At 45.3% G+C, this 22,549-nt stretch carries 19 protein-coding genes, 1 rRNA gene, 1 pseudogene and 1 other annotated feature; of the genes and pseudogenes, 2 read left to right on the top strand and 19 right to left on the bottom strand.

Annotated elements, in window-relative coordinates; translation table 11 throughout:
• Together BLR88_RS13355 and BLR88_RS20175 are read right to left on the bottom strand one after the other, a co-directional pair.
• Positions 1 to 168 (bottom strand): 16S ribosomal RNA (locus tag BLR88_RS13355); the annotation flags it as partial.
• A 394-nt stretch (positions 169 to 562) separates the two neighbouring features.
• A pseudogene (locus BLR88_RS20175) lies at positions 563 to 661 on the bottom strand (transposase); the annotation flags it as partial.
• 165 nt (positions 662 to 826) lie between these two features.
• Between BLR88_RS20175 and BLR88_RS13350 the strand changes: the two are divergent.
• Positions 827 to 1,057 carry a glutaredoxin family protein gene (locus BLR88_RS13350; protein ID WP_057897065.1) on the top strand — a complete coding sequence of 77 codons (231 nt, stop codon included), beginning with the start codon at positions 827 to 829 and terminating at the stop codon, positions 1,055 to 1,057.
• Between the two features lie 78 nt (positions 1,058 to 1,135).
• On the opposite strand, the gene phoU is transcribed toward BLR88_RS13350, so the two are convergent.
• The gene (gene phoU / locus BLR88_RS13345; protein ID WP_057897066.1) at positions 1,136 to 1,780 is read right to left on the bottom strand and encodes a phosphate signaling complex protein PhoU; all 645 of its coding nucleotides are present in this window, start codon (positions 1,778 to 1,780) and stop codon (positions 1,136 to 1,138) included.
• A 289-nt stretch (positions 1,781 to 2,069) separates the two neighbouring features.
• Between phoU and ftsW the strand changes: the two genes are divergently transcribed.
• Complete coding sequence (gene ftsW, locus BLR88_RS13340; protein WP_057897067.1) at positions 2,070 to 3,257, top strand: putative lipid II flippase FtsW; 1,188 nt, start codon at positions 2,070 to 2,072, stop codon at positions 3,255 to 3,257.
• Between the two features lie 425 nt (positions 3,258 to 3,682).
• On the opposite strand, the gene tuf is transcribed toward ftsW, so the two are convergent.
• The 16 genes from tuf to BLR88_RS13260 form a co-directional block, all read right to left on the bottom strand.
• Positions 3,683 to 4,873, bottom strand: a complete 1,191-nt coding sequence (gene tuf / locus BLR88_RS13335) for an elongation factor Tu (protein ID WP_057897068.1) — start codon at positions 4,871 to 4,873, stop codon at positions 3,683 to 3,685.
• Positions 4,874 to 5,016: 143 nt separating this feature from the next.
• Positions 5,017 to 7,098, bottom strand: coding sequence for an elongation factor G (gene fusA / locus BLR88_RS13330; protein WP_057897069.1), 2,082 nt, complete (start codon positions 7,096 to 7,098; stop codon positions 5,017 to 5,019).
• A 69-nt stretch (positions 7,099 to 7,167) separates the two neighbouring features.
• Positions 7,168 to 7,638 carry a 30S ribosomal protein S7 gene (rpsG, locus tag BLR88_RS13325; RefSeq protein WP_057897070.1) on the bottom strand — a complete coding sequence of 157 codons (471 nt, stop codon included), beginning with the start codon at positions 7,636 to 7,638 and terminating at the stop codon, positions 7,168 to 7,170.
• A gap of 59 nt (positions 7,639 to 7,697) precedes the next feature.
• On the bottom strand, positions 7,698 to 8,120 hold the full coding sequence (gene rpsL, locus BLR88_RS13320; protein WP_057897071.1) for a 30S ribosomal protein S12: 423 nt from the start codon (positions 8,118 to 8,120) through the stop codon (positions 7,698 to 7,700).
• A 154-nt stretch (positions 8,121 to 8,274) separates the two neighbouring features.
• A complete protein-coding gene (locus BLR88_RS13315) occupies positions 8,275 to 8,520 on the bottom strand; it encodes a 50S ribosomal protein L7ae-like protein (RefSeq protein ID WP_057897072.1) in 246 nt (81 codons plus the stop codon).
• Positions 8,521 to 8,600: 80 nt separating this feature from the next.
• Positions 8,601 to 12,242, bottom strand: coding sequence for a DNA-directed RNA polymerase subunit beta' (rpoC, locus tag BLR88_RS13310; RefSeq protein WP_057897073.1), 3,642 nt, complete (start codon positions 12,240 to 12,242; stop codon positions 8,601 to 8,603).
• 35 nt (positions 12,243 to 12,277) lie between these two features.
• Entirely contained in the window at positions 12,278 to 15,805 is a 3,528-nt protein-coding gene (gene rpoB, locus BLR88_RS13305; RefSeq protein WP_057897074.1) for a DNA-directed RNA polymerase subunit beta, read from the bottom strand.
• Positions 15,806 to 16,065: 260 nt separating this feature from the next.
• A complete protein-coding gene (locus BLR88_RS13300) occupies positions 16,066 to 16,665 on the bottom strand; it encodes a class I SAM-dependent methyltransferase (RefSeq protein ID WP_057897075.1) in 600 nt (199 codons plus the stop codon).
• Between the two features lie 176 nt (positions 16,666 to 16,841).
• Positions 16,842 to 17,207 (bottom strand): 50S ribosomal protein L7/L12, encoded by a 366-nt coding sequence (gene rplL, locus BLR88_RS13295; protein WP_057897076.1) that lies wholly within the window; start codon positions 17,205 to 17,207, stop codon positions 16,842 to 16,844.
• Between the two features lie 27 nt (positions 17,208 to 17,234).
• Positions 17,235 to 17,732, bottom strand: a complete 498-nt coding sequence (gene rplJ, locus BLR88_RS13290) for a 50S ribosomal protein L10 (RefSeq protein ID WP_057897077.1) — start codon at positions 17,730 to 17,732, stop codon at positions 17,235 to 17,237.
• Between the two features lie 28 nt (positions 17,733 to 17,760).
• Positions 17,761 to 17,895, bottom strand: a sequence feature (ribosomal protein L10 leader region).
• Between the two features lie 45 nt (positions 17,896 to 17,940).
• Positions 17,941 to 18,651: a 50S ribosomal protein L1 gene (gene rplA, locus BLR88_RS13285; RefSeq protein WP_408863273.1), complete on the bottom strand. Its 711-nt coding sequence runs from the start codon at positions 18,649 to 18,651 to the stop codon at positions 17,941 to 17,943.
• A gap of 118 nt (positions 18,652 to 18,769) precedes the next feature.
• Positions 18,770 to 19,195, bottom strand: coding sequence for a 50S ribosomal protein L11 (gene rplK / locus BLR88_RS13280; protein ID WP_057897079.1), 426 nt, complete (start codon positions 19,193 to 19,195; stop codon positions 18,770 to 18,772).
• 27 nt (positions 19,196 to 19,222) lie between these two features.
• Positions 19,223 to 19,756 carry a transcription termination/antitermination protein NusG gene (gene nusG, locus BLR88_RS13275; RefSeq protein ID WP_057897080.1) on the bottom strand — a complete coding sequence of 178 codons (534 nt, stop codon included), beginning with the start codon at positions 19,754 to 19,756 and terminating at the stop codon, positions 19,223 to 19,225.
• A 39-nt stretch (positions 19,757 to 19,795) separates the two neighbouring features.
• The gene (secE, locus tag BLR88_RS13270; RefSeq protein ID WP_057897081.1) at positions 19,796 to 20,005 is read right to left on the bottom strand and encodes a preprotein translocase subunit SecE; all 210 of its coding nucleotides are present in this window, start codon (positions 20,003 to 20,005) and stop codon (positions 19,796 to 19,798) included.
• Between the two features lie 36 nt (positions 20,006 to 20,041).
• Entirely contained in the window at positions 20,042 to 20,191 is a 150-nt protein-coding gene (rpmG, locus tag BLR88_RS13265) for a 50S ribosomal protein L33 (protein WP_043063763.1), read from the bottom strand.
• Between the two features lie 221 nt (positions 20,192 to 20,412).
• Entirely contained in the window at positions 20,413 to 22,395 is a 1,983-nt protein-coding gene (locus tag BLR88_RS13260) for a methyl-accepting chemotaxis protein (RefSeq protein ID WP_057897082.1), read from the bottom strand.
• Positions 22,396 to 22,549: the final 154 nt, after the last annotated feature.

Here is a 22,549-nt window from a genome sequence, read left to right as displayed (position 1 = left end):
GCTCCGGTTTCCCGGAGTTATCCCGGTCGTACAGGCAGGTTGCCTACGTGTTACTCACCCGTCCGCCGCTAACCTCAGGAATGCAAGCACTCCATCGGTTCGCTCGACTTGCATGTATTAGGCACGCCGCCAGCGTTCGTCCTGAGCCAGGATCAAACTCTCCAAAAAAGTTGAAGATTGATACGCAAGCTCGTAAGCTAGCTAATAAAGAAAGAATGTTTTTCGGGCCCCATAAAAGTGCCTGAAATCAACTTTGAAGCTGACCTTCACTTTCATGGGATATTTACCTCGCACACAAACGAGTGTCACTGTTCAGTTTTCAAGGAACTTCTTTTATTCCGCCTCTTTTTAGCGGCGACTTTTTTATTTTATAACATCAAAAAGTTTTTTACAAGAACTTTTTTTAAAAATCTTTTTTTAAGCTCTTTAAGTCACTTTTGTGACGACAAGATTTAGATTATCACATGATAAGAAGGTACGTCAATACCTTTTTAGATTGTTGACACCCCTCTTCTGGTCACTTTCTTTTTCGTCCCGCAAATCGGACAGGTTTGCGATGTATGCTGCATTTCTGGCACTTGTTCATTTTGCGCTGAAGCTCTGCGAGCTTCTTGTTACGCAGGCGGTGAATGCTTCGGATTTTGCGTCCGGTCACAATAAGGAACCTTCTCGCGTGTCATGTTAAACTTCTATATAATTGTAAGCAAGAAAAACTCGCGAATGTGCTCGCCTACCTTTTGCAAACCAGGCCGCTTCTTGTTTTAACAAGCAAAAGAAGAGTACATATCGCGAATGTTTCTGCTTATATATGTGAGGAGGGTTCTATATGTCAATTATCGTGTACTCCGCCCCCGGATGTAGCACATGCGAAATGGTAAAAAATTACTTAAAAGAAAAAGGTCATACATTTGAAGTACGAGATGTATTATCTAATCGAAAATATCAACAGGAAGTTGAAGCATTAGGCGTTATGGGAATTCCTGTTACCGTCATAAACGGAAAAGCCATCAAAGGCTTTGAACCAGCAGAACTGGATAAGCTTCTGTCGGAAGCATAACAAGATGATGCCCATGCCGGGCACATCAAAGAAAGCGGCCGTAGTATCTGCCTACAGCCGCTTTCTTTGTACTTTTCATCATGTATTTAAGTCCGCAATGCTTCCGGTACACATATACAGCGTCCACTCTCCTATGTTCGTGGCATGATCGCCGATCCGTTCCAGCGACTGAATCACCTTAATAAGCTGCACACCTTCCTTTACCAAATCTGGCCGCTTCTCCATGCTCCATTCTATATAGTCAAAGCATTTCTTGTAATATTCATCGACGCCATCGTCCATATTATCAAGAAGACGAAGGTGGCGAGCATCGTCGGATTGAATCGCTTGAACGCATACTTCAAGCATTTCTGCCACTTTTTCTCCCATTATAGGAATTTCTTTCGGGGAAAGAGAGGATTTTTTTCCATTGAGACGAACAACTACCTTGGCGATTTTAACTGCATGATCGCCAATTCGTTCCAAATCAGTGGCGATCTTCAAGTATGAGCCAATTGTCCGTAAATCTGTCGCTACAGGGGCTTGAAGCGCAATCAAGCTTAAACTCATCTTAAAAATTTTTTCCGCGAGTACATTCAATTTCTCGTCACGCACAATGACATCTTTGGCTAACTTCAGATCCACTTCCTGAAAAGCACTCCACGCCTGAAAAAATCCTGCTTGGGCAATTAGGGCCATCTGCGTTATTTCGTTTTTTAACTGTTCTAACTGTCCTTCTTGCATCCAGGCACACTCCACCTTTCTTCAAGAAAGTAGGCATAACTTTCCATAAAATATCGCCTGGTATTCCCCCACAATCAAGAAAACGAGAAAATACGGCATCTTCATAATAGTAAAAGTAAATTATTAAATTACAATTAAATTTTTGTTAATATAAGATGAAATTGAGAACTCGGCATTTATCGCAAAGATAGGGAAAAAATACCCCTGTTTCACCAGCTTGAGTATAGTAAACTACTAATATGCTTAAGTTTTGGATAGACTAACAAACCTTATTATATGGAGGAAGAATATGAAAACAAGAGGAAGACCTGATTTTCCCATCCTTCTTCTAACACTTTTTCTCGTAGGGTTTGGAATTGTCATCGTATACAGCGCCAGTTCTGTTTTTTCCCTTTACAACTACGGAACAGATACCTACTTTGTAAAAAAGCAAGTGATGTGGGCTGTTATTGGTTTGGTAGCAATGCTGTTTACTATGAACGTCCCCTACACTTTCTATAAAAAACATTTTCTTACTATCGCTCTGATTATCTTTCTGCTGCTTCTTGCCGTCCTCATCCCTGGTATTGGTGTTTTGCGCAATGGGGCACGCAGTTGGATTAATCTTGGAGTCGGTTTGCTTCAGCCGGCTGAGTTCGCAAAACTTGCGATCATTATCTATTTATCCGCACTTATTGCTAAGAAGGGGGGCAAAATCCGAGACTTAAAAACAGGACTTCTACCTGTACTGGTTATTGTCAGCATCTTCTGCATGATGATCGCCATCCAGCCGGACTTTGGCTCAGCTGCCATCCTTATGATGACCGCTGTAACTGTTATTGTTGCCGGAGGAGCAAATCTCAAGCATTTGTTCATGTTTGGAATCCCTGTTGGAATCGTTGGCTTTTTATTCATTATTCTTTCTGAATACCGGAGAAACCGGCTGTTACACTTCGGGGACCCCTGGGCGGATGGATTAAGCGGTTTAGGGCACGGATACCAGCTTGCACACTCTTATTTTGCCCTTGCGCACGGCGGAATTACTGGCGCCGGATTTGGAAAAAGTATTGAAAAGTACTTATACCTTCCTGAAGCACAAACCGATTTTATTTTTTCTATTATGGCGGAAGAACTTGGATTTATCGGGGCTTGTATCTTTTTGCTTGTATATCTTTTTTTCTTATGGAGGATCCTTGTCATTGCGCTGCGAGTCAAAGACACTTTTGCGACATTGGTCGGCGTTGGCGTAGTAAGCATGATTTTTATACAGGCCTTTATTAACGTCGGGGGCGTCACGGGTCTGATTCCAATTACGGGAGTGCCGCTTCCTTTTATCAGCTATGGTGGTTCATCATTATTGGTTTGCCTGATTAGCATCGGCATTGTGCTTAGTATTTCACGCGAAGTTTATAAGCAGCGTCTACAAAAGCTAATAGGAGAAGAAAAGCAAGCAAAACAACCAACGCTTACCGTTATAAGCCAACGAAGAAAAGCATAAGCCAAAAGAACCGTCTGTTTTTAGAGACGGTTCTTTTTTATACGATCGTGAAACAACGTAGTGAAATGATTTTTGCTACATAAGCGACAAAAGGACAAGCGCAGCACGCGAGTTCTTTCTATCTGCGAAAAACGCATACTAGCGCACATGAAGCATGCCTGAATGCGCATCGAAAACACGGCCTATACGCTTCGATTCAACAACACCTGCTTCATATCCGCACTATTCTAAAAGCATATTACGATCCCCTTTATCACTACAAAAAATAGGAGTACGAGGGTAAGTTCATCCCGATTGATGCCACAGATATTAATCTGGTCGTGCATGAGTTAATTGAAACGCATAAAAAACATACCTGCTAGTAATAAAAGGCACATAAAAAACCTGGTCATTAGACCAGGTTTTTTATATACGTTGTACAGAAATTACTTGATGACTTTAGCAACAGTACCCGCGCCAACTGTGCGGCCACCTTCGCGGATAGCGAAACGAGTACCTTCTTCCATAGCAATCGGGCTGATGAGCTCAACAGTGATCTCAACGTTGTCACCAGGCATAACCATTTCTGTGCCTTCCGGCAGCTTAATGATACCAGTTACGTCTGTTGTACGGAAGTAGAATTGCGGACGGTAGTTAGAGAAGAACGGAGTATGACGTCCACCTTCTTCTTTAGACAGAACGTAAACTTGAGCTGTGAATTCAGTATGCGGTTTTACAGAACCTGGTTTAGCCAGAACTTGTCCGCGCTCGATTTCTTTACGATCGATACCACGAAGCAGAGCACCGATGTTGTCACCAGCTTCTGCTTGATCGAGCAGTTTGCGGAACATTTCTACACCTGTTACAGTTGTAGACTTCGGCTCGTCAGTCAGACCAATGATTTCTACTTGGTCACCAACTTTAACTACACCGCGCTCTACACGGCCAGTAGCAACAGTACCACGACCAGTGATAGAGAACACGTCCTCTACCGGCATCAAGAACGGTTGATCAACAGCACGTTCCGGAGTCGGGATGTAGTTGTCAACAGCTTCCATCAGCTCAAGGATTTTTTGAGCCCATTCGCCACTTGGATTGTCAAGAGCTTCTTTAGCAGAACCTTTGATAACCGGAATTTCGTCTCCCGGGAACTCGTATTCAGAGAGCAGGTCACGGATTTCCATTTCAACCAGTTCAAGCAGCTCTTCATCGTCAACCATGTCGCACTTGTTCATGAATACAACGATGTAAGGAACGCCTACTTGGCGAGAAAGCAGGATGTGCTCACGAGTTTGCGGCATCGGACCGTCAGCAGCGGATACTACCAGGATAGCTCCGTCCATTTGAGCAGCACCAGTAATCATGTTCTTAACGTAGTCAGCGTGACCCGGGCAGTCAACGTGCGCATAGTGGCGATTTTCAGTCTCGTACTCAACGTGTGCAGTAGAGATTGTGATACCGCGCTCGCGCTCTTCCGGAGCAGCGTCGATAGAATCGTACGCCATAGCTTTAGCTTTACCTTGTTGAGCAAGCACAGTTGTGATAGCTGCTGTCAGAGTGGTTTTACCGTGGTCAACGTGACCAATAGTACCAATGTTTACGTGCGGTTTGGTCCGCTCAAATTTTTCTTTAGCCATTTGGTAAAAAGCCTCCTTAATTTAAGGTTGGTTTTTTAAGAAGTTAAGTATTTGTAAAGAAAGGTCCAAATGCGCAAAGGGTATGCACCCACCTACACATTTTAAACCTTTCTTCAGTTACGATAAAGGGGTTTTACGAAAAATTACTCGCCTTTGGATTTCTTAACAATCTCCTCAGCGATATTCTTCGGCATTTCTTCATAGTGATCGAAGTGCATAGTGTAAGTACCGCGACCTTGCGTACGGGAACGCAATGTTGTTGCGTAACCAAACATTTCGGAAAGCGGTACAAAGCCACGAACCACTTGCGCGTTACCGCGGGCTTCCATACCTTCGATACGTCCGCGACGAGAGTTAATGTCACCCATGATGTCGCCCATGTATTCTTCCGGTACAACAACTTCAACTTTCATCATTGGCTCAAGCAATACCGGATTACATTTCTTAGCCGCTTCTTTTAGAGCGAGAGAACCTGCAATTTTGAACGCCATCTCGGATGAGTCTACATCGTGGTAACTACCATCTACGAGAGTCGCCTTCAAGTCAAGCACAGGGTAACCTGCAAGAACACCATTTTGCATAGCTTCTTCGATACCTGCTTGAACAGCCGGGATGTATTCTTTTGGAATCGCACCACCGACGATTTTGTTTTCGAATACGAAGCCTGTACCAGCTTCAACCGGTTCGAATTCCACGATAACGTGACCGTATTGACCACGACCGCCGGACTGACGAACAAACTTACCTTCAACCTTCGCAGCAGAACGGAAAGTTTCTTTGTACGCAACCTGCGGCGCGCCAACATTCGCTTCGACTTTAAATTCACGTTTCAGGCGGTCAACAATGATGTCAAGGTGCAGCTCACCCATACCGGCGATGATCGTCTGGCCTGTTTCTTCATCGGTCCATGTCTTGAATGTTGGGTCTTCCTCTGCCAGCTTTGCAAGAGCCATACCCATCTTATCTTGGTCAGCTTTTGTCTTCGGCTCAATTGCAATCTCGATAACTGGCTCAGGGAATTCCATAGATTCAAGAATTACAGGGTGCTTCTCATCACAGAGAGTATCCCCAGTTGTTGTATCCTTCAAACCTACAGCCGCCGCAATGTCACCAGCATAAGCCTTCTTGATTTCTTCGCGATGGTTTGCGTGCATTTGTAGGATACGACCGATACGTTCACGCTTACCTTTAGTAGAGTTCAACACGTATGAGCCGGAATCAAGCGTACCAGAATATACGCGGAAGAACGTCAGTTTACCTACATAAGGGTCAGTCATGATTTTAAACGCAAGCGCTGAGAACGGACCGTCGTCAGTCGATTCGCGTGTTACCTCCTCATTGCTATCCGGAACCACACCTTTAATTGCCGGAATATCGATCGGTGACGGGAGGTAATCGATCACAGCATCAAGCATCGGTTGAACACCTTTGTTTTTAAAGGCTGAACCACAAGTTACTGGGAAGAACTGAACGCTAATCGTAGCTTTGCGGATCACCGCTTTAAGCTCTTCAACCGTGATCTCTTCACCTTCTAAATATTTCATCATTAGTTCTTCATCAAATTCAGCAACTGCTTCAATTAACTGATTGCGAAGCTCTTCTGCTTGATCTGCGAATTCAGCCGGAAAACCTTCAGTGATCTCAATATCTGTACCAAGATCGTTTGTATAGATGTATGTCTTCTTCTCAACAAGATCGATGATTCCACGGAATGCATCCTCTACACCAATCGGCATTTGGATCGGATGCGCATTCGCTTGCAGGCGTTCATGCAGTGTGCGCACAGAGTAGAGGAAATCCGCACCAATTTTGTCCATCTTGTTGACAAATACAATGCGTGGTACACCATATGTCGTAGCCTGACGCCATACTGTTTCCGTTTGCGGTTCTACACCCGACTGCGCATCGAGAACAGCAACCGCACCATCAAGGACGCGAAGCGAACGTTCTACTTCAACTGTGAAGTCTACGTGGCCTGGCGTGTCAATAATATTGATGCGGTGGCCCTTCCATTGTGCTGTCGTAGCAGCAGAAGTAATCGTAATACCACGCTCTTGCTCCTGCTCCATCCAGTCCATTTGTGAAGCGCCTTCGTGAGTTTCACCGATTTTATGAACACGGCCTGTGTAGAACAGAATACGTTCTGTTGTTGTGGTTTTACCGGCATCAATGTGAGCCATGATACCAATATTACGAGTTTTGACTAAGGGGAATTCGCGTCCCATGTAAGTACTAGCCCCTTTCTCATCTTAGAGATTTGGCAAAGGAAAGCGGACCAACGTCCGCTTTGCATTCTACCAGCGGTAGTGAGCAAACGCTTTGTTCGCTTCCGCCATTTTATGCGTGTCTTCACGCTTTTTCACAGCGGCGCCAGTGTTATTCGCAGCATCGATGATTTCTGCTGCCAGGCGCTCTTCCATTGTTTTCTCGCCGCGTTTGCGGGAGTACTCTACCAACCAGCGGAGTCCAAGCGTAGTGCGGCGCTCCGGACGAACTTCTACCGGAACTTGATAGTTTGCACCACCTACACGACGAGCGCGTACTTCAAGAACCGGCATGATGTTTTTCAGCGCTTCTTCAAACACTTCCATCGGATCGCGGCCAGTGCGCTCCTTCACCATATCAAAAGCATTGTATAGAATACGTTGAGCAACACCGCGCTTACCGTCAATCATCATGCGGTTGATAAGGCGAGTTACCAGTTTGCTGTTGTAAATCGGGTCAGGTAATACATCACGACGAGGTACTGGACCTTTACGTGGCATTCTTTTTCCCCTCCTTTTCCGTCAATTTTCACGTTATCTCTCATATTGCTTCAAGCAAATTACGCTTTCGGCGCTTTCGGACGTTTCGCACCGTATTTAGAACGAGCTTGAAGACGATTTTGTACGCCTGCTGTATCAAGTGCACCACGTATGATTTTGTAACGTACACCCGGCAGATCCTTTACACGGCCGCCACGGATAAGAACAACGCTGTGTTCTTGCAGATTGTGACCAATCCCTGGAATATATGCAGTAACCTCGATTCCGTTTGACAAACGTACACGAGCATATTTACGCAACGCAGAGTTTGGTTTTTTCGGTGTCATGGTACCAACACGAGTACACACACCACGTTTTTGCGGGGAGTTCGTGTCAGTCATCTCCTTCTTCATGCTGTTATAGCCTTTTCCAAGAGCTGGAGATTTGGATTTGTACACTTTCTTTTCGCGACCTTTACGCACGAGCTGGTTAATTGTAGGCATGCGTCGCACCTCCTTCCAATGTTGCAAATAAAATTTAAGACCACAGGTCCTGGTGGTTCATCCATAAGCAAACGAAAAGTTTTTGCTCTCGGGCATCAAACCTTACGTTTTAATGCCCGAGAATAAGCAAAAACAAAGTTAAACTTACATATTATTATTTTAAACCAACCACCGCGGCTCCTACATCGATCCCGCATGCCTTGCCGAGACGGCGCATCGAATCGACGTAATGAACCGGTAGACCTTTATCTTGGCAAAGGGAAATAACCTTTCCGGTTAATCTGGTATCAGCATCCCTAGCAACGATAACTTCCGCTACCGTTCCGGCCTCAATGGCCCTTGTGGTCTGCTTTGTTCCGATTACAAGTGATTTGGCCTGCTCCACTTTTTCATAAGACATTTGCATATCCTCCAAAGTAGGTATTAGGCACACTCAAATATCATATCACCTGCAATAGAGCGTGTCAACAATTTTACATACTATTTTTCCAGTATAACATCTTTCAACTGACTTTCATCAAGTGCCTCTTCCGCAACTTCTTCAGCCGGCATGAGTTCATGCTTCAAAGCAATGTTGCGATAGCGAGTCATACCTGTGCCCGCAGGCAACAGCTTACCTATAATAACATTTTCCTTCAGACCTAACAAGCGGTCAACTTTTCCTTTAATGGCAGCATCAGTAAGGACACGCGTTGTTTCCTGGAACGATGCTGCAGACAGGAATGAATCGGTCTCAAGCGACGCTTTTGTGATACCAAGCAGCACCGGACGTGCCACTGCAGGCTGTTTTCCATCCCAGAGCGCTTTCTTATTCGCCTCTTCGAACTCATGGATTTCCACATAAGAACCTGGCAAGAGTTCAGTATCCCCGCTGTCAATGATACGCACTTTGCGCAGCATCTGGCGAATCATAACCTCAATATGCTTGTCGTTAATTTCTACACCCTGCATACGATATACTTTCTGTACTTCCTGCAAAATATAGTATTGAACGCCACGCATACCGCGGATCTTAAGCATTTCTTTCGGGTCAATGGAGCCTTCGGTTAATTCTTCACCAAGATCCACTTTGGAACCAACGAACACTTTCAAACGGGAACCGTAAGGAATTTGATATACTTTATTCTCGGTTTCCCCGCGAATTTCGACTTCGCGCCGATCTTTGCCTTCGCGAATGTCGATAACTTCACCTTCAATTTCGGTAATAACAGCCTGGCCTTTCGGATTCCGGGCCTCAAACAACTCCTGGATACGCGGAAGACCTTGCGTAATGTCATCGCCGGCAACACCACCGGTGTGGAATGTACGCATCGTTAACTGCGTACCTGGCTCACCGATAGATTGAGCCGCGATAATACCAACAGATTCACCGATATCCACTACATTGCCCGTCGCCAGATTACGACCGTAGCATTTCCGGCATACACCATGCTGCGTACGGCAACCGATAACGGAACGGATATTGACCTCCGTAATACCTGCGGCCACAATTTCTTCCGCAATTTTTTCATCAATGAGCTGATTTCGACCGACAATAATTTCCCCTGTTTCTGGATGGCGCACTGTTTGGAACGAATAACGCCCAACAATTCGATCCTGCAATTCCTCAATGATTTCATTCCCGTCACGAAGCGCAGTTGCCACAACGCCTTTATCCGTACCACAATCCTCTTCACGGACAATCACATCCTGTGCAACGTCGACGAGGCGACGGGTTAAGTAACCTGAGTCAGCTGTACGCAACGCTGTGTCTGCCAAACCTTTCCGCGCACCATGTGTGGAAATAAAGTACTCCAATACAGTTAAGCCTTCGCGGAAGTTGGACTTGATCGGAAGTTCGATGATACGGCCGGACGGGTTTGCCATAAGACCGCGCATGCCGGCAAGCTGTGTAATCTGTGACACGTTACCACGGGCGCCGGATGTCGCCATCATATTAATGGCGTTAAACTTATCAAGCGACGCCATAAGCACTTTCGTAACATCGTCCTTTGCTTTGCTCCAGATGCTGATAACGCGGTCGTAACGCTCGTTTTCTGTAATTAAACCGCGACGATATTGCTGCATAACCGATTGAACTTTTTTCTCCGCTTCTTCGAGAATTTGTTGCTTCTCTGGCGGAGTTTTGATGTCGGCAACAGCAACAGTAATACCAGCCTGCGTGGAATATTTAAAACCATTCTCCTTAATTTTGTCGAGTATGATCGATGTCTGCGTCGTGCCGAAGCGACGGAAGCATTCAGCGATAATCGTTCCTAGATACCCTTTTTTGACCGCGTCTTGCTCAGGCAACTTCTCTAGGAATTCGCGCACGTTCGTACCTTTTTCAAAAATAAAGAACTTATCCGGCACTTTCTTCTGAAGATTTTCTTTCGTCGGCTCATTAATATATGGTAGCTCAGGCGGGAAAATTTCATTGAAAATTAATTTTCCGACCGTTGTTACCATCAACGGAGCCGCAAATTGTTCCGGTGTGAAGGAAGTTTTGTTCAGGCTCTTCGGCGGCAGAGCGATACGCGCATGAAGTGTAATATGTCCATTCGCATAAGCCGCGATCGCCTGATTCGGATTGGAGAAAACTTTGCCTTCTCCTTTAGAAGTCTTATCTTCCATCGTCAGATAGTACGTGCCAAGTACCATGTCCTGCGACGGCGTAACAACCGGCTTGCCGTCTTTCGGGTTAAGGATGTTCTGCGCCGCAAGCATCAGCAGACGCGCTTCCGCCTGCGCTTCCGCAGACAATGGAACGTGTACAGCCATCTGGTCACCGTCAAAGTCGGCATTATATGCCGTACATACGAGCGGATGCAACCGAATCGCACGCCCCTCAACAAGCGTGGGTTCAAAAGCCTGAATGCCGAGTCTATGCAATGTGGGAGCACGATTTAAAAGAACCGGGTGTTCTTTGATTACATCCTCGAGAACATCCCAGACTTCCGGATGCACGCGTTCCACTTTACGCTTCGCAGATTTAATATTGTGCGCAAGACCTTTTGCGACAAGCTCTTTCATGACAAAAGGCTTGAACAATTCTAGCGCCATTTCTTTTGGCAAACCGCACTGGTACATTTTCAACTGCGGGCCTACGACAATAACGGAACGCCCAGAGTAGTCCACACGCTTACCAAGCAGGTTTTGCCGAAAACGCCCCTGTTTACCTTTCAGCATATGGCTGAGAGACTTCAGCGGACGATTGCCCGGCCCGGTTACAGGACGGCCGCGACGGCCATTGTCTATCAGAGCGTCTACCGCTTCCTGTAACATACGTTTCTCATTCTGTACAATGATATCCGGCGCACCAAGATCAAGCAAACGCTTTAAGCGGTTATTCCGGTTAATAACCCGGCGATACAAATCGTTCAAATCGGAGGTTGCAAAGCGGCCGCCGTCCAGTTGCACCATCGGACGAAGTTCTGGCGGAATAACCGGCAACACATCCAACACCATCCATTCCGGACGGTTTCCAGAATTACGAAATGCCTCCAATACTTCCAACCGCTTGATCACACGGTTCCGGCGCTGGCCTTGCGCTGATTTCAGCTCCTCTTTTAAGCAGTCCACTTCTTTATCAAGGTCGATTTCCGCAAGCAGACGCTTAATCGCTTCTGCGCCCATCATAGCGGTAAAAGAAGAACCGTACTTCTCGCGATAGTTGCGGTACTCTTTCTCAGAAAGCAATTGCTTTTTCTCAAGCGGCGTTTCGCCTGGATCGATAACAACATAAGATGCGAAATAGATAACCTCTTCTAGAGAGCGTGGGGACATGTCAAGCACAAGACCCATACGGCTCGGAATCCCTTTAAAATACCAGATATGGGAGACAGGGGCAGCCAATTCAATGTGCCCCATGCGCTCCCGGCGCACTTTCGCACGGGTTACTTCAACGCCGCAACGATCGCAAACTACGCCTTTATAACGAACACGTTTGTACTTTCCGCAATGACATTCCCAGTCTTTTGTCGGCCCGAAAATTTTCTCGCAGAACAAGCCTTCTTTTTCCGGTTTTAAGGTCCGGTAGTTAATGGTTTCCGGTTTTTTGACCTCTCCGTAAGACCAGGAACGAATCTTATCGGGTGATGCAAGGCCGATCTTCATATATTCAAAATTATTGACATCTAACAAGGCGCATACCTCCCATTACTTCCCGGTTTCATCCTTTACTCTTCGGCACCGCTAATGTTCAGGTGAAGTTTATCTCCAGATGTTTCCTCGTCTTCATCCGTATCCCGCATTTCAATTTCCTGTTCGTCTTCAGCGAGGATTTTCACATCCATACCTAAACTTTGCAGCTCTTTGATCAATACTTTAAAGGACTCCGGTACACCAGGTTCCGGTACATTTTCTCCTTTAACAATAGCTTCGTACGTTTTCACGCGGCCTACTACATCGTCCGACTTGACGGTGAGGATCTCCTGGAGTGTATAAGCAGCACCGTACGCTTCGAGCGCCCATACCTCCATTTCCCCAAAACGTTGGCCACCGAATTGTGCCTTACCGCCAAGCGGCTGCTGGGTAACGAGAGAGTATGGTCCTGTAGAACGGGCATGAATTTTGTCGTCAACCATGTGAGCCAATTTAATCATGTACATAACTCCTACCGTTACTTCACGGTCAAACGGCTCACCTGTACGCCCGTCATACAGAATGGTTTTGCCTGTGCGGCTTAAACCCGCTTCTTCCAGCGTGTCGAATACATCTTCTTCCGTTGCACCGTCGAATACCGGGGTAGCCATATGGATACCGAGTGCTTTAGCGGCCATACCCAGATGCACTTCCAAGGCCTGACCAATGTTCATCCGCGATGGTACACCTAACGGATTCAATACAACCTCTACGGGCGTACCATCCGGTAGAAACGGCATATCTTCTTCCGGAAGAATACGAGCGATAACCCCTTTATTACCGTGACGTCCCGCCATCTTGTCACCTACAGAAATCTTACGCTTTTGTGCGATATACACACGCACAAGTTGATTTACACCCGGCGGCAATTCGTCTCCGTTCTCACGGGTAAACACTTTAACATCAACGACAATACCGGAACCACCATGCGGTACGCGAAGGGACGTATCGCGCACTTCGCGCGCTTTTTCACCAAAGATAGCGTGCAATAGGCGCTCTTCAGCGGTAAGCTCGGTTACACCTTTCGGAGTAACTTTGCCTACGAGAATGTCACCGTCTTTAATTTCAGCACCGATGCGAACAATACCACGCTCATCCAAATTGCGCAACGCATCTTCCCCAACGTTCGGAATATCGCGCGTAATTTCTTCCGGTCCGAGCTTCGTATCACGCGCTTCCGCTTCATATTCTTCGATATGAATAGAAGTATATACATCCTCTTTTACAAGCTTTTCGCTCAACAGAATGGCGTCCTCATAGTTGTAACCTTCCCATGTCATGAATGCAACTACAACGTTGCGGCCCAATGCCAGCTCACCTTTCTCCGTGGAAGGGCCATCCGCAATAATGTCTCCCGCATTCACAAACTCGCCCTTCTTCACAATAGGACGCTGATTAATACATGTTCCTTGATTAGAGCGCTCAAATTTATGCAGTTTATACTTATCAATGTCACCCATCACTGTGCGACCGTCTACTTCTCCCTGACGGCGAATCCAAATTTCCCGCGCGGTTACACGCTCAACAACGCCAGAATGGCGAGCAATCGTAGCAACCCCGGAGTCTTTCGCCGCTTTGTATTCCATACCTGTACCGATAAATGGCGCTTCCGGTACAAGCAAAGGAACAGCCTGACGCTGCATGTTTGCACCCATAAGAGCGCGGTTGGCGTCGTCATTTTCCAAGAACGGAATCATTGCCGTCGCTACAGATACGACCTGCTTCGGAGAAACGTCCATAAAATCAACTTTATCCCGCGGCACAGTAATAATTTCACCCTTACGGCGACAAATCACCGTCTCACTAGCAAAATATCCGTCTTCTGTCAACGGCACGTTCGCCTGCGCGACATTGTATACATCTTCTTCATCCGCCGTCAAATATACGATCTCATCAGTTACGCGGCCTGTTTCTGGATCGACTCTTCGCCGTGGTGTTTCAATAAAGCCATACTCATTGATTCGCGCATACGTAGACAACGAGTTAATCAAACCAATGTTCGGACCTTCCGGAGTCTCAATCGGACACATGCGGCCATAGTGCGAATGGTGAACGTCACGCACTTCGAAGCCTGCGCGTTCGCGCGTTAAGCCGCCAGGACCAAGCGCGGACAAACGACGCTTATGCGTAAGTTCCGCGAGCGGATTGGTCTGATCCATAAATTGTGAGAGCTGCGAACTTCCAAAGAACTCTTTAATCGCCGCGATCACAGGGCGAATATTAATGAGCGCCTGTGGTGTAATCGCGTTTGCATCCTGAATAGACATACGTTCGCGAACAACTCGCTCCATACGAGACAAGCCGATACGGAACTGGTTCTGCAAAAGCTCTCCTACAGAACGTAAGCGACGATTACCTAAATGGTCAATATCGTCAGTAGAACCAACGCCATGCAGCAGATTAATAAAGTAATTAATGGAAGCAATAATGTCGGCTGGCGTAATATGTTTGACCTTTTTATCAATCATGCCATTGGAAATAACTTTAATCACTTTTCCGTCTTCAATCGGCGAGAAAATGTTAATTGCCTGCAGACGAATGTCTTCTTCCAGCACGCCACCGCGAGGCTTTATGGTTGTGAAGCCAACGCTGTCTTCCAAATACGGCAAAATGCGATCCAACAAACGACGGTCTATGATTTGACCGGCTTCTGCGATAATTTCACCAGTAGACGTATCAATTAGTGTTTCAGCTAGGCGCTGATTATATAATCTATTTTTAATATGAAGCTTTTTATTAATTTTGTAACGACCAACATTCGCCAAATCGTATCGCTTCGGGTCGAAGAACCGGGAAATAAGCAGGCTCTTTGCGTTTTCTACAGTTGGCGGTTCACCTGGACGCAATCTTTCATAGATTTCAATGAGCGCTTTTTCCGTTGAATCTGTGTTATCCTTTTCCAGCGTATTTTTGATATACTCGTCTTCCCCGAGCAAATTGAGGATTTCCACGTCCGTACCGAAGCCCAGAGCACGCAAAAGAACCGTAACCGGGATCTTCCTTGTACGGTCGATACGAACATAGATAATATCCTTGGCGTCAGTTTCAAGTTCAAGCCATGCGCCCCGGTTCGGAATCACCGTCGCCGCATACGCTTGCTTGCCATTCTTATCTACTTTTGTGCTGAAATAAACGCTAGGAGAACGAACAAGCTGACTGACAATAACCCTCTCAGCTCCATTGATAATGAAAGTCCCCGTCTCCGTCATAAGCGGGAAATCGCCCATGAATACTTCTTGTTCTTTGACTTCTCCCGTTTCTTTGTTGATGAGACGAACTTTCACACGCAGCGGAGCAGCATACGTTACATCTCGTTCTTTTGCTTCATCGACAGAATACTTCGGTTCGCCTAAACTATAATCGATGAACTCAAGAACAAGATTACCTGTGAAATCCTGAATCGGAGAAATCTCATGGAACATTTCGCGAAGTCCCTCATCCAAGAACCATTGGTATGATTTCTGCTGGATTTCGATCAGGTTAGGTAATTCCATTACCTCTTTAATTCTTGCGTAGCTGCGACGCTGGCGATAACGTCCACACTGAATTAGATGACCTGCCAACTTATTCACCTCTCAAACGGAGTTTTTGCACAAAAAAGAACAAAGCCTTCCTAATATGTAGAGAAGACTTTATGCATTTGAAGAACCGGATGTTGATATTACCTCAGTATTCCCTAGAGATAATATTGTCATACTTCATCCGATTGCTCTTTCTTTACTATTAATAAAAAAAAGGTTGACATTTTGTGCAACTTCCACTTATTCGTTCACATAATCAGTGGCATTAAATAACGATACCATAATCGAAAAATAATGTCAACTTAAGATCTTATTGCCTGAAACACGAAGTATCCTTTCTTTTTGGCGACCTCTCGAACTTCAGAGTACAATTCCTGTAGTTTCGCAAGAGCGGAAGGAGCACCCTGCTTTTTCTGAATGACAACCCAGAGGCTCCCGCCCGGCACAAGATAAGCCAAAGCTTCTTCAAAAATCCCATGCACAATCTGTTTACCGGCACGAATCGGGGGATTCGTTAAAATCACATGAAATTTTTTGCCTACAGGAACAGCAGAAAAGCGGTCGCTTACAATTGCCTCCGCGTTTGAGATTTCGTTCAATTGCAAATTACGGTTTGCAAGCGACACTGCCCGCTCATTCACATCCAGCATCAACACGTTGCCGGAAGGCGTCAACGTCGCGGCGGACATGCCAATCGGACCATACCCGCAGCCCACATCGAGAACGTCCATTCCATCTTTTATTTCCATTGTTTCAATCAGAAGTACACTTCCGAAATCAATGCGATTCTTTGAAAAGACGCTGCGATCAGTAACAAAACGAAACTCTCTGCCCCGCAAGGTGAACGTAAAGCTCTGTTCTTTGCTGTCGGCTCCAGGTTGATTCGTATAGTAGTGCTCCATCCGTGCCACCCCGCTTCTTACAATTCTTCAATTATTATATACAAAAAGGACGAGTTGCTAAACGTGATGTCAAAAAGCAAGACGAGCACGCTTCGCAAGTGTTTCACAGTTTATTTCTAAGGAGATAAAGCCCGGCGTATCTGATACGCCGGGCTTTATCGTGAGCAGTTATACAACTACTTAAGTTCAACAGTTGCGCCAGCTTCTTCAAGCTTAGCTTTCATTTGTTCAGCTTCTTCTTTAGATACGCCTTCCTTAACTGTAGCAGGAGCGCCATCAACCATTGCTTTCGCTTCCTTCAGGCCGAGACCTGTAAGTTCGCGAACAACTTTGATAACGTTGATTTTGGAAGCGCCAGCGTTCGCCAAAACAACTGTGAATTCAGTTTGTTCAGCTTCAGCAGCACCGCCAGCAGCACCACCCATAACTGCTACAGGAGCAGCTGCAGTTACGCCGAATTCTTCTTCGATAGCTTTAACCAGATCGTTCAATTCAAGAACAGACATGCCTTTAATCGCTTCAATAATTTGTTCTTTGCTCATTATGATTCCTCCTAACAAGTTATTAGATTAAGCTCCTTGGCCTTCTTTTTGTTCACTAACTGCTTTAACAGCAAGCGCGAAGTTGCGGATAGGTGCTTGAAGCACGCTAAGCAGCATAGAAAGCAGACCTTCGCGATTCGGCAGGCTTGCAATTGCCTTGACTTCATCAACAGAAAGAACTTTGCCTTCCATTACGCCGCCCTTGATTTCAAGAGCCTCATTTTCTTTTGCAAAATCAGCCAAAACCTTCGCAGCCGTGATTTCATCTTCGAGGCTGAATGCAATAGCAGTCGGACCAGTTAATACTTCGTCCAGATCAGTCAAGCCAACTTCAGCAGTCGCGCGGCGAGTCAACGTGTTTTTGTACACTTTGAACTCAACGCCCGCTTCGCGACACTTTTTGCGCAGTTCAGTAACTTGAGCCACGTTCAATCCACGATAGTCAGTTACTACAGTGCTTTTGCTGTTACGAAGCTTTTCAACGATTTCGTTAACAATTTGAACTTTTTCTTCACGTACGGACATGTTTGCACCTCCTGTAGCATGAGACTTTTATCAAAATGAAAAAAGCCCACGCAGACATGCGAAGGCTTCAGATATCAAATCTATATCTTCATCAGCACCTCGGAAGGATATTAAGCCTGCCTGAACAGGCACCTTCTGTCTACGGTAACGGCATATTCATTTATCAACGAATGCTATCTTATCAACTTTAAAAATTGATGTCAAGCAATTATTTTGCCGAAGCTGTAATTTTTAAAGTGTTTACTTTTACCCCAGGCCCCATTGTGGAGCTTACAGTAATATTTTTCATGTATGTTCCCTTTGCAGCGGCCGGCTTTGCTTTCAACAACGCATCAAGCAGCGTGCGCAGATTGTCAGCAAGCTGGCTTACTTCGAAAGATACTTTACCAATCGGAGCATGGATATTTCCTGCTTTATCTGTGCGGTATTCAATTTTACCAGCTTTGATGTCTTTAACTGCTTTTTCAACTTCAAATGTTACGGTACCGGTTTTCGGGTTAGGCATTAAACCTTTTGGTCCAAGTACACGACCAAGCTTACCTACAGTCCCCATCATATCCGGTGTAGCAACGACTACATCAAAATCGAACCAACCTTCTTGGATTTTGTTTACGTATTCTTCGTCGCCTACATAATCTGCGCCTGCAGCTTCCGCTTCTTTCGCTTTTTCACCTTTGGCAAAAACAAGTACACGCTGAGTTTTACCAGTACCGTGCGGAAGTACAACAGCACCGCGAATTTGTTGATCGTTTTTGCGCGGATCAACGCCCAGACGAACTGCTACTTCCACAGTTTCGTCGAACTTAGCTTTAGAAGCCTTTTTCACGAGTTCAAGAGCTTCTTCGATTTCGTATGCAACATTGCGGTCGATGAGCTTTGCAGCTTCTAAGTAGTTTTTACCTCTTTTAGCCACTTTCATTTCCTCCTTAATTGTGGTTGTAACGGTTGTGCCTCCCACGAAACAGGGTTGCGCGTAGGCGGATTTCCCCGCACATTACACAACCCCTCGGTAGAAACATGTATGGTTAACCAGCAAATTAGTCAACGATTGTGATGCCCATGCTGCGCGCAGTACCCTCAACCATGCGCATAGCGGCTTCCACGCTTGCAGCATTCAAGTCAGGCATTTTAGTCTCTGCAATTTCGCGAACCTTATCGCGCTTAATCGTTGCAACTTTGTTCTTATTCGGAACAGCAGAGCCGGATTCAATTCCAGCCGCTTTTTTCAATAGAACAGCAGCCGGCGGGGTTTTTGTAATGAATGTGAAAGAACGGTCTTCAAACACGGTGATCTCAACAGGGATAATCAGACCTGCTTGATCTTGTGTGCGAGCGTTGAATTCTTTACAGAACCCCATGATATTTACGCCTGCTTGACCAAGCGCCGGACCAACAGGCGGTGCCGGATTCGCTTTGCCCGCAGGGATCTGAAGCTTAACAACTTTGATAACTTTTTTAGCCATGTGGTACACCTCCTAAAAACAATGACTCTATAACTTAGCCACTTGAGTAAAATCCAACTCAACAGGCGTCTCGCGTCCAAACATATCAACCAACACTTTGACTTTGCGCTTGTCCAATTGAATCTCTTCAACGGAGCCAACCATATTGGCAAACGGTCCCTCTTTCACCCGAACCATTTCTTTCAGCACAAAGTCAACACGCTTCACGGATTCCTCCATGCCCATCTGCTTCATAATAGCTGCCACTTCTTCAGGAAGTAGAGGAGTCGGTTTTGAACCTGCACCTGCAGAACCAACGAATCCAGTTACACCCGGTGTATTCCGTACAACATACCAGGAATCGTCCGTCATAATCATTTCGACGAGCACGTAACCCGGAAAAACCTTCTTCGTTACGACCTTTTTCTTGCCGTCACGCTCTTCGGTTTCATCTTCTGTCGGAATGAGCACACGGAAGATTTTGTCTTCCATTCCCATTGATTCTACGCGCTTTTCCAGGTTTGTTTTAACCTTATTCTCATAACCTGAATAAGTGTGAACAACATACCAGTGTTTTTCCATGATTCGAGGACAAACAGGTGTCCTTAACCCCCCTAATGATTATTTCCCTGCCTTCAAGATTAACTCAAGGAGTTGGGAAATACCTAAATCAATTACAGCGAAGAAGATTGCAATAAGCGTTACTGTTACCAGTACAACGGTCGTATAAGAAACAAGTTCTTTACGGGTTGGCCAAGTAACTTTCTTCAGTTCGGCCCAAGCTTCCTTTACAAAGGCCGGTCCGCGTTTGAGTTTATCTACAAAACCCATAACGCACCCCCAATAACTTCAAACTCTCAAACTATACTAGCGAGTCTCACGATGAAGCGTATGATCGTTGCAGAATTTGCAGTATTTCTTCATCTCAATGCGTTCCGTTTGCTTACGTTTGTTTTTGGTTGTGGTATAGTTGCGTTGTTTGCACTCGGTGCACGCTAACGTTACAGTTACCCGCATGATGTTACACCTCCCACATTACTGGCTATGTACTAGCCTTTCATAATGAATTTTGCATCAAGTAAAACCGCGCAGACACACGGCTACCTCAAATACTTTATCACAAGGGAATTTCAGTGTCAAACAAAAATTGACTTAAACTAGAAATAGAATAGAAACTATACTTTGTGTAAGAAAGACAAGCAGCAACCAAAAGAATAGAGTTCATCAACAACTTATCTTTATTGCTCCACCTTAAATCTTGCTACCAGACTTTCTAACTGTTCAGACAACTGCGCCATAGTAGCTGCATCATTCGCCAGTTGCTGTGCAGCTGCGGCTTGCTGCTCACTCACCGCAGCAACTTCTTGAGAACCGGCGGAAGCTTCTTCCGTAATAGCTGAGATACGTTCCATCTCCTGGGAAACTTTGCGCGCGTTCTCTTCCGCCATTTTAATGAACGAAGTGATATGCGAACTTTTCTCACCTACAAGCGTAATATGCTTGTAAATTTCTCCGAAAGAATCCCCGGTATGCCGCACCATTTCCCGCCCCTGCGCGATCATATCATGGCCGCGCACAATCGAATCGATCGCTTCATGCGTCTCCCGTTTGTTCTCTTCGACAATACGAGAAATATTGCCTGCCGCTCGATCCGTTGCTTCTGCAAGCTTCCGTACTTCATCGGCCACAACCGCAAAACCGCGCCCTGCTTCGCCGGCACGCGCAGCTTCAATGCTTGCATTCAACGCAAGCAGGTTCGTCTGAGAAGCAATTCCAGTAATCAGATTGACAATTTGTCCGATTTCTTCCGAGCGGTCCCCCAGCTTCTGTACAACAGCCGACGCATCATCTACCATCCGCTGAATTTCTTCCATTTTATATACGGCGGCTCGTACCGCTTTTTCGCCTTCTCCCGTTAGTTGTATAGTAGCTGTGAACGTACGGTTCATCTCGTCAGCATAAGCGGAAATCTGCTGTAGACCGTTATTGACAAGAGATACTTCCATATGAACCGATTGAATAGAATTAGCGATATCTCCCGCTCCTTCAGCCAGATCGTTAATCGTTGTCGCTACCTGTTCAGCAGACTGCGTCGTCTCCTGGCTGGTGAGCGTTAAAACTTCGGAAGAACGCCTCATTTTACCTGAAGCTTCCTTAATTTCGAGAAGCAACATATGAATGTTCTCTACCATCTGATTAAAATTTTGACTAAGCACACCTACTTCATCGCTGCTTCTATTTGGCGTTTTTACGGTTAAGTCCCCTTTGGCGATCATGCTGGTCAGCTCGCTCAAATGCTGAATCGGACGAACAAAACGTGAAGAAAACACGATTAAAATAACAATAGCAAAAGTAAGAATAACAATCGCTGTGACAAATGAAAGTTTAGCTAGATAATCAAGCTGGCTGGATGCTTCTTTTACTGGGGCAGTAATGGCGACCAGCCACCCGGTAGTAGGAATCTGCGAGAAAAAAGCATATTTATCCACGCCTTTATATGTATACCTTTTGTATACAGTCTTGCCAGCAAATGCTTCGTCAATACCTTCTGTCAAATGCGGTATATTTAACTTATATAGGTTTAACTTTAAAATTTCTTCTTTTTTTGGATAACTGATAACGAGTCCGTCGCGCTGTGCCATATATGCATAGCCGGTCTGTCCAATTTTTTCGCCAGCTACTAAATTGTTCATGGTAGTAACCGGCACCGTAGCTGCCACAATACCGCTTAGCTGGTTCTCCCGGTTATAAATCGGACTTGCAATAACAATAACCATCTGCCCGCTTACGCGTGAAATAAGCGGATCCGAAATTGCATACGGCTCACCGTTTATTACTTTTTTAAAGTAATCTCGATTGGCCACATTTGTTTTCTGTCCTGCTGTCGTGAAAGCTTCTCCTTTCATATCCACAATAAAAAACATTTCATAGTCACGATGTTCTTTCAGTTGAGATTTTAAATACTGGAGTTGTAGTTCTTTGTCCATACTCCGAATATCCAGCGCAGAAGCCATATTAGTGACTAGCTCTTTTTGCTTCTCCAGCCAGCTAGTGACTTTCATATTCAAAAGCTCCAGTTGGATAAACGCCTTTTCCCTAAAATTATTTTCTAAAAACTCCTTAGCCTTGTTGTGGTTTATCCATGCCACAAAAGAAAGCGCTATCACAATTAACGGAATAATAACTATCAATAACTTTATTTTCAAACTTCTAGCTTTCATTACTTATCCTCCTCTCTTTTCTAAAAATTAGTTAGTACTATTATACCATTATAAACGCCTTACACACTATATTTTTAAAAACTTTTCCAAATATTTATAGATGACTTTCGAAATAAAAAAACAGGGCAATAGCCCTGTTTTTTCTATATTCTTA

Source organism: Aneurinibacillus thermoaerophilus (assembly GCF_900099925.1).
GTDB lineage: Bacteria > Bacillota > Bacilli > Aneurinibacillales > Aneurinibacillaceae > Aneurinibacillus > Aneurinibacillus thermoaerophilus.
This window is presented reverse-complemented; position numbering and strand designations above follow the sequence as displayed.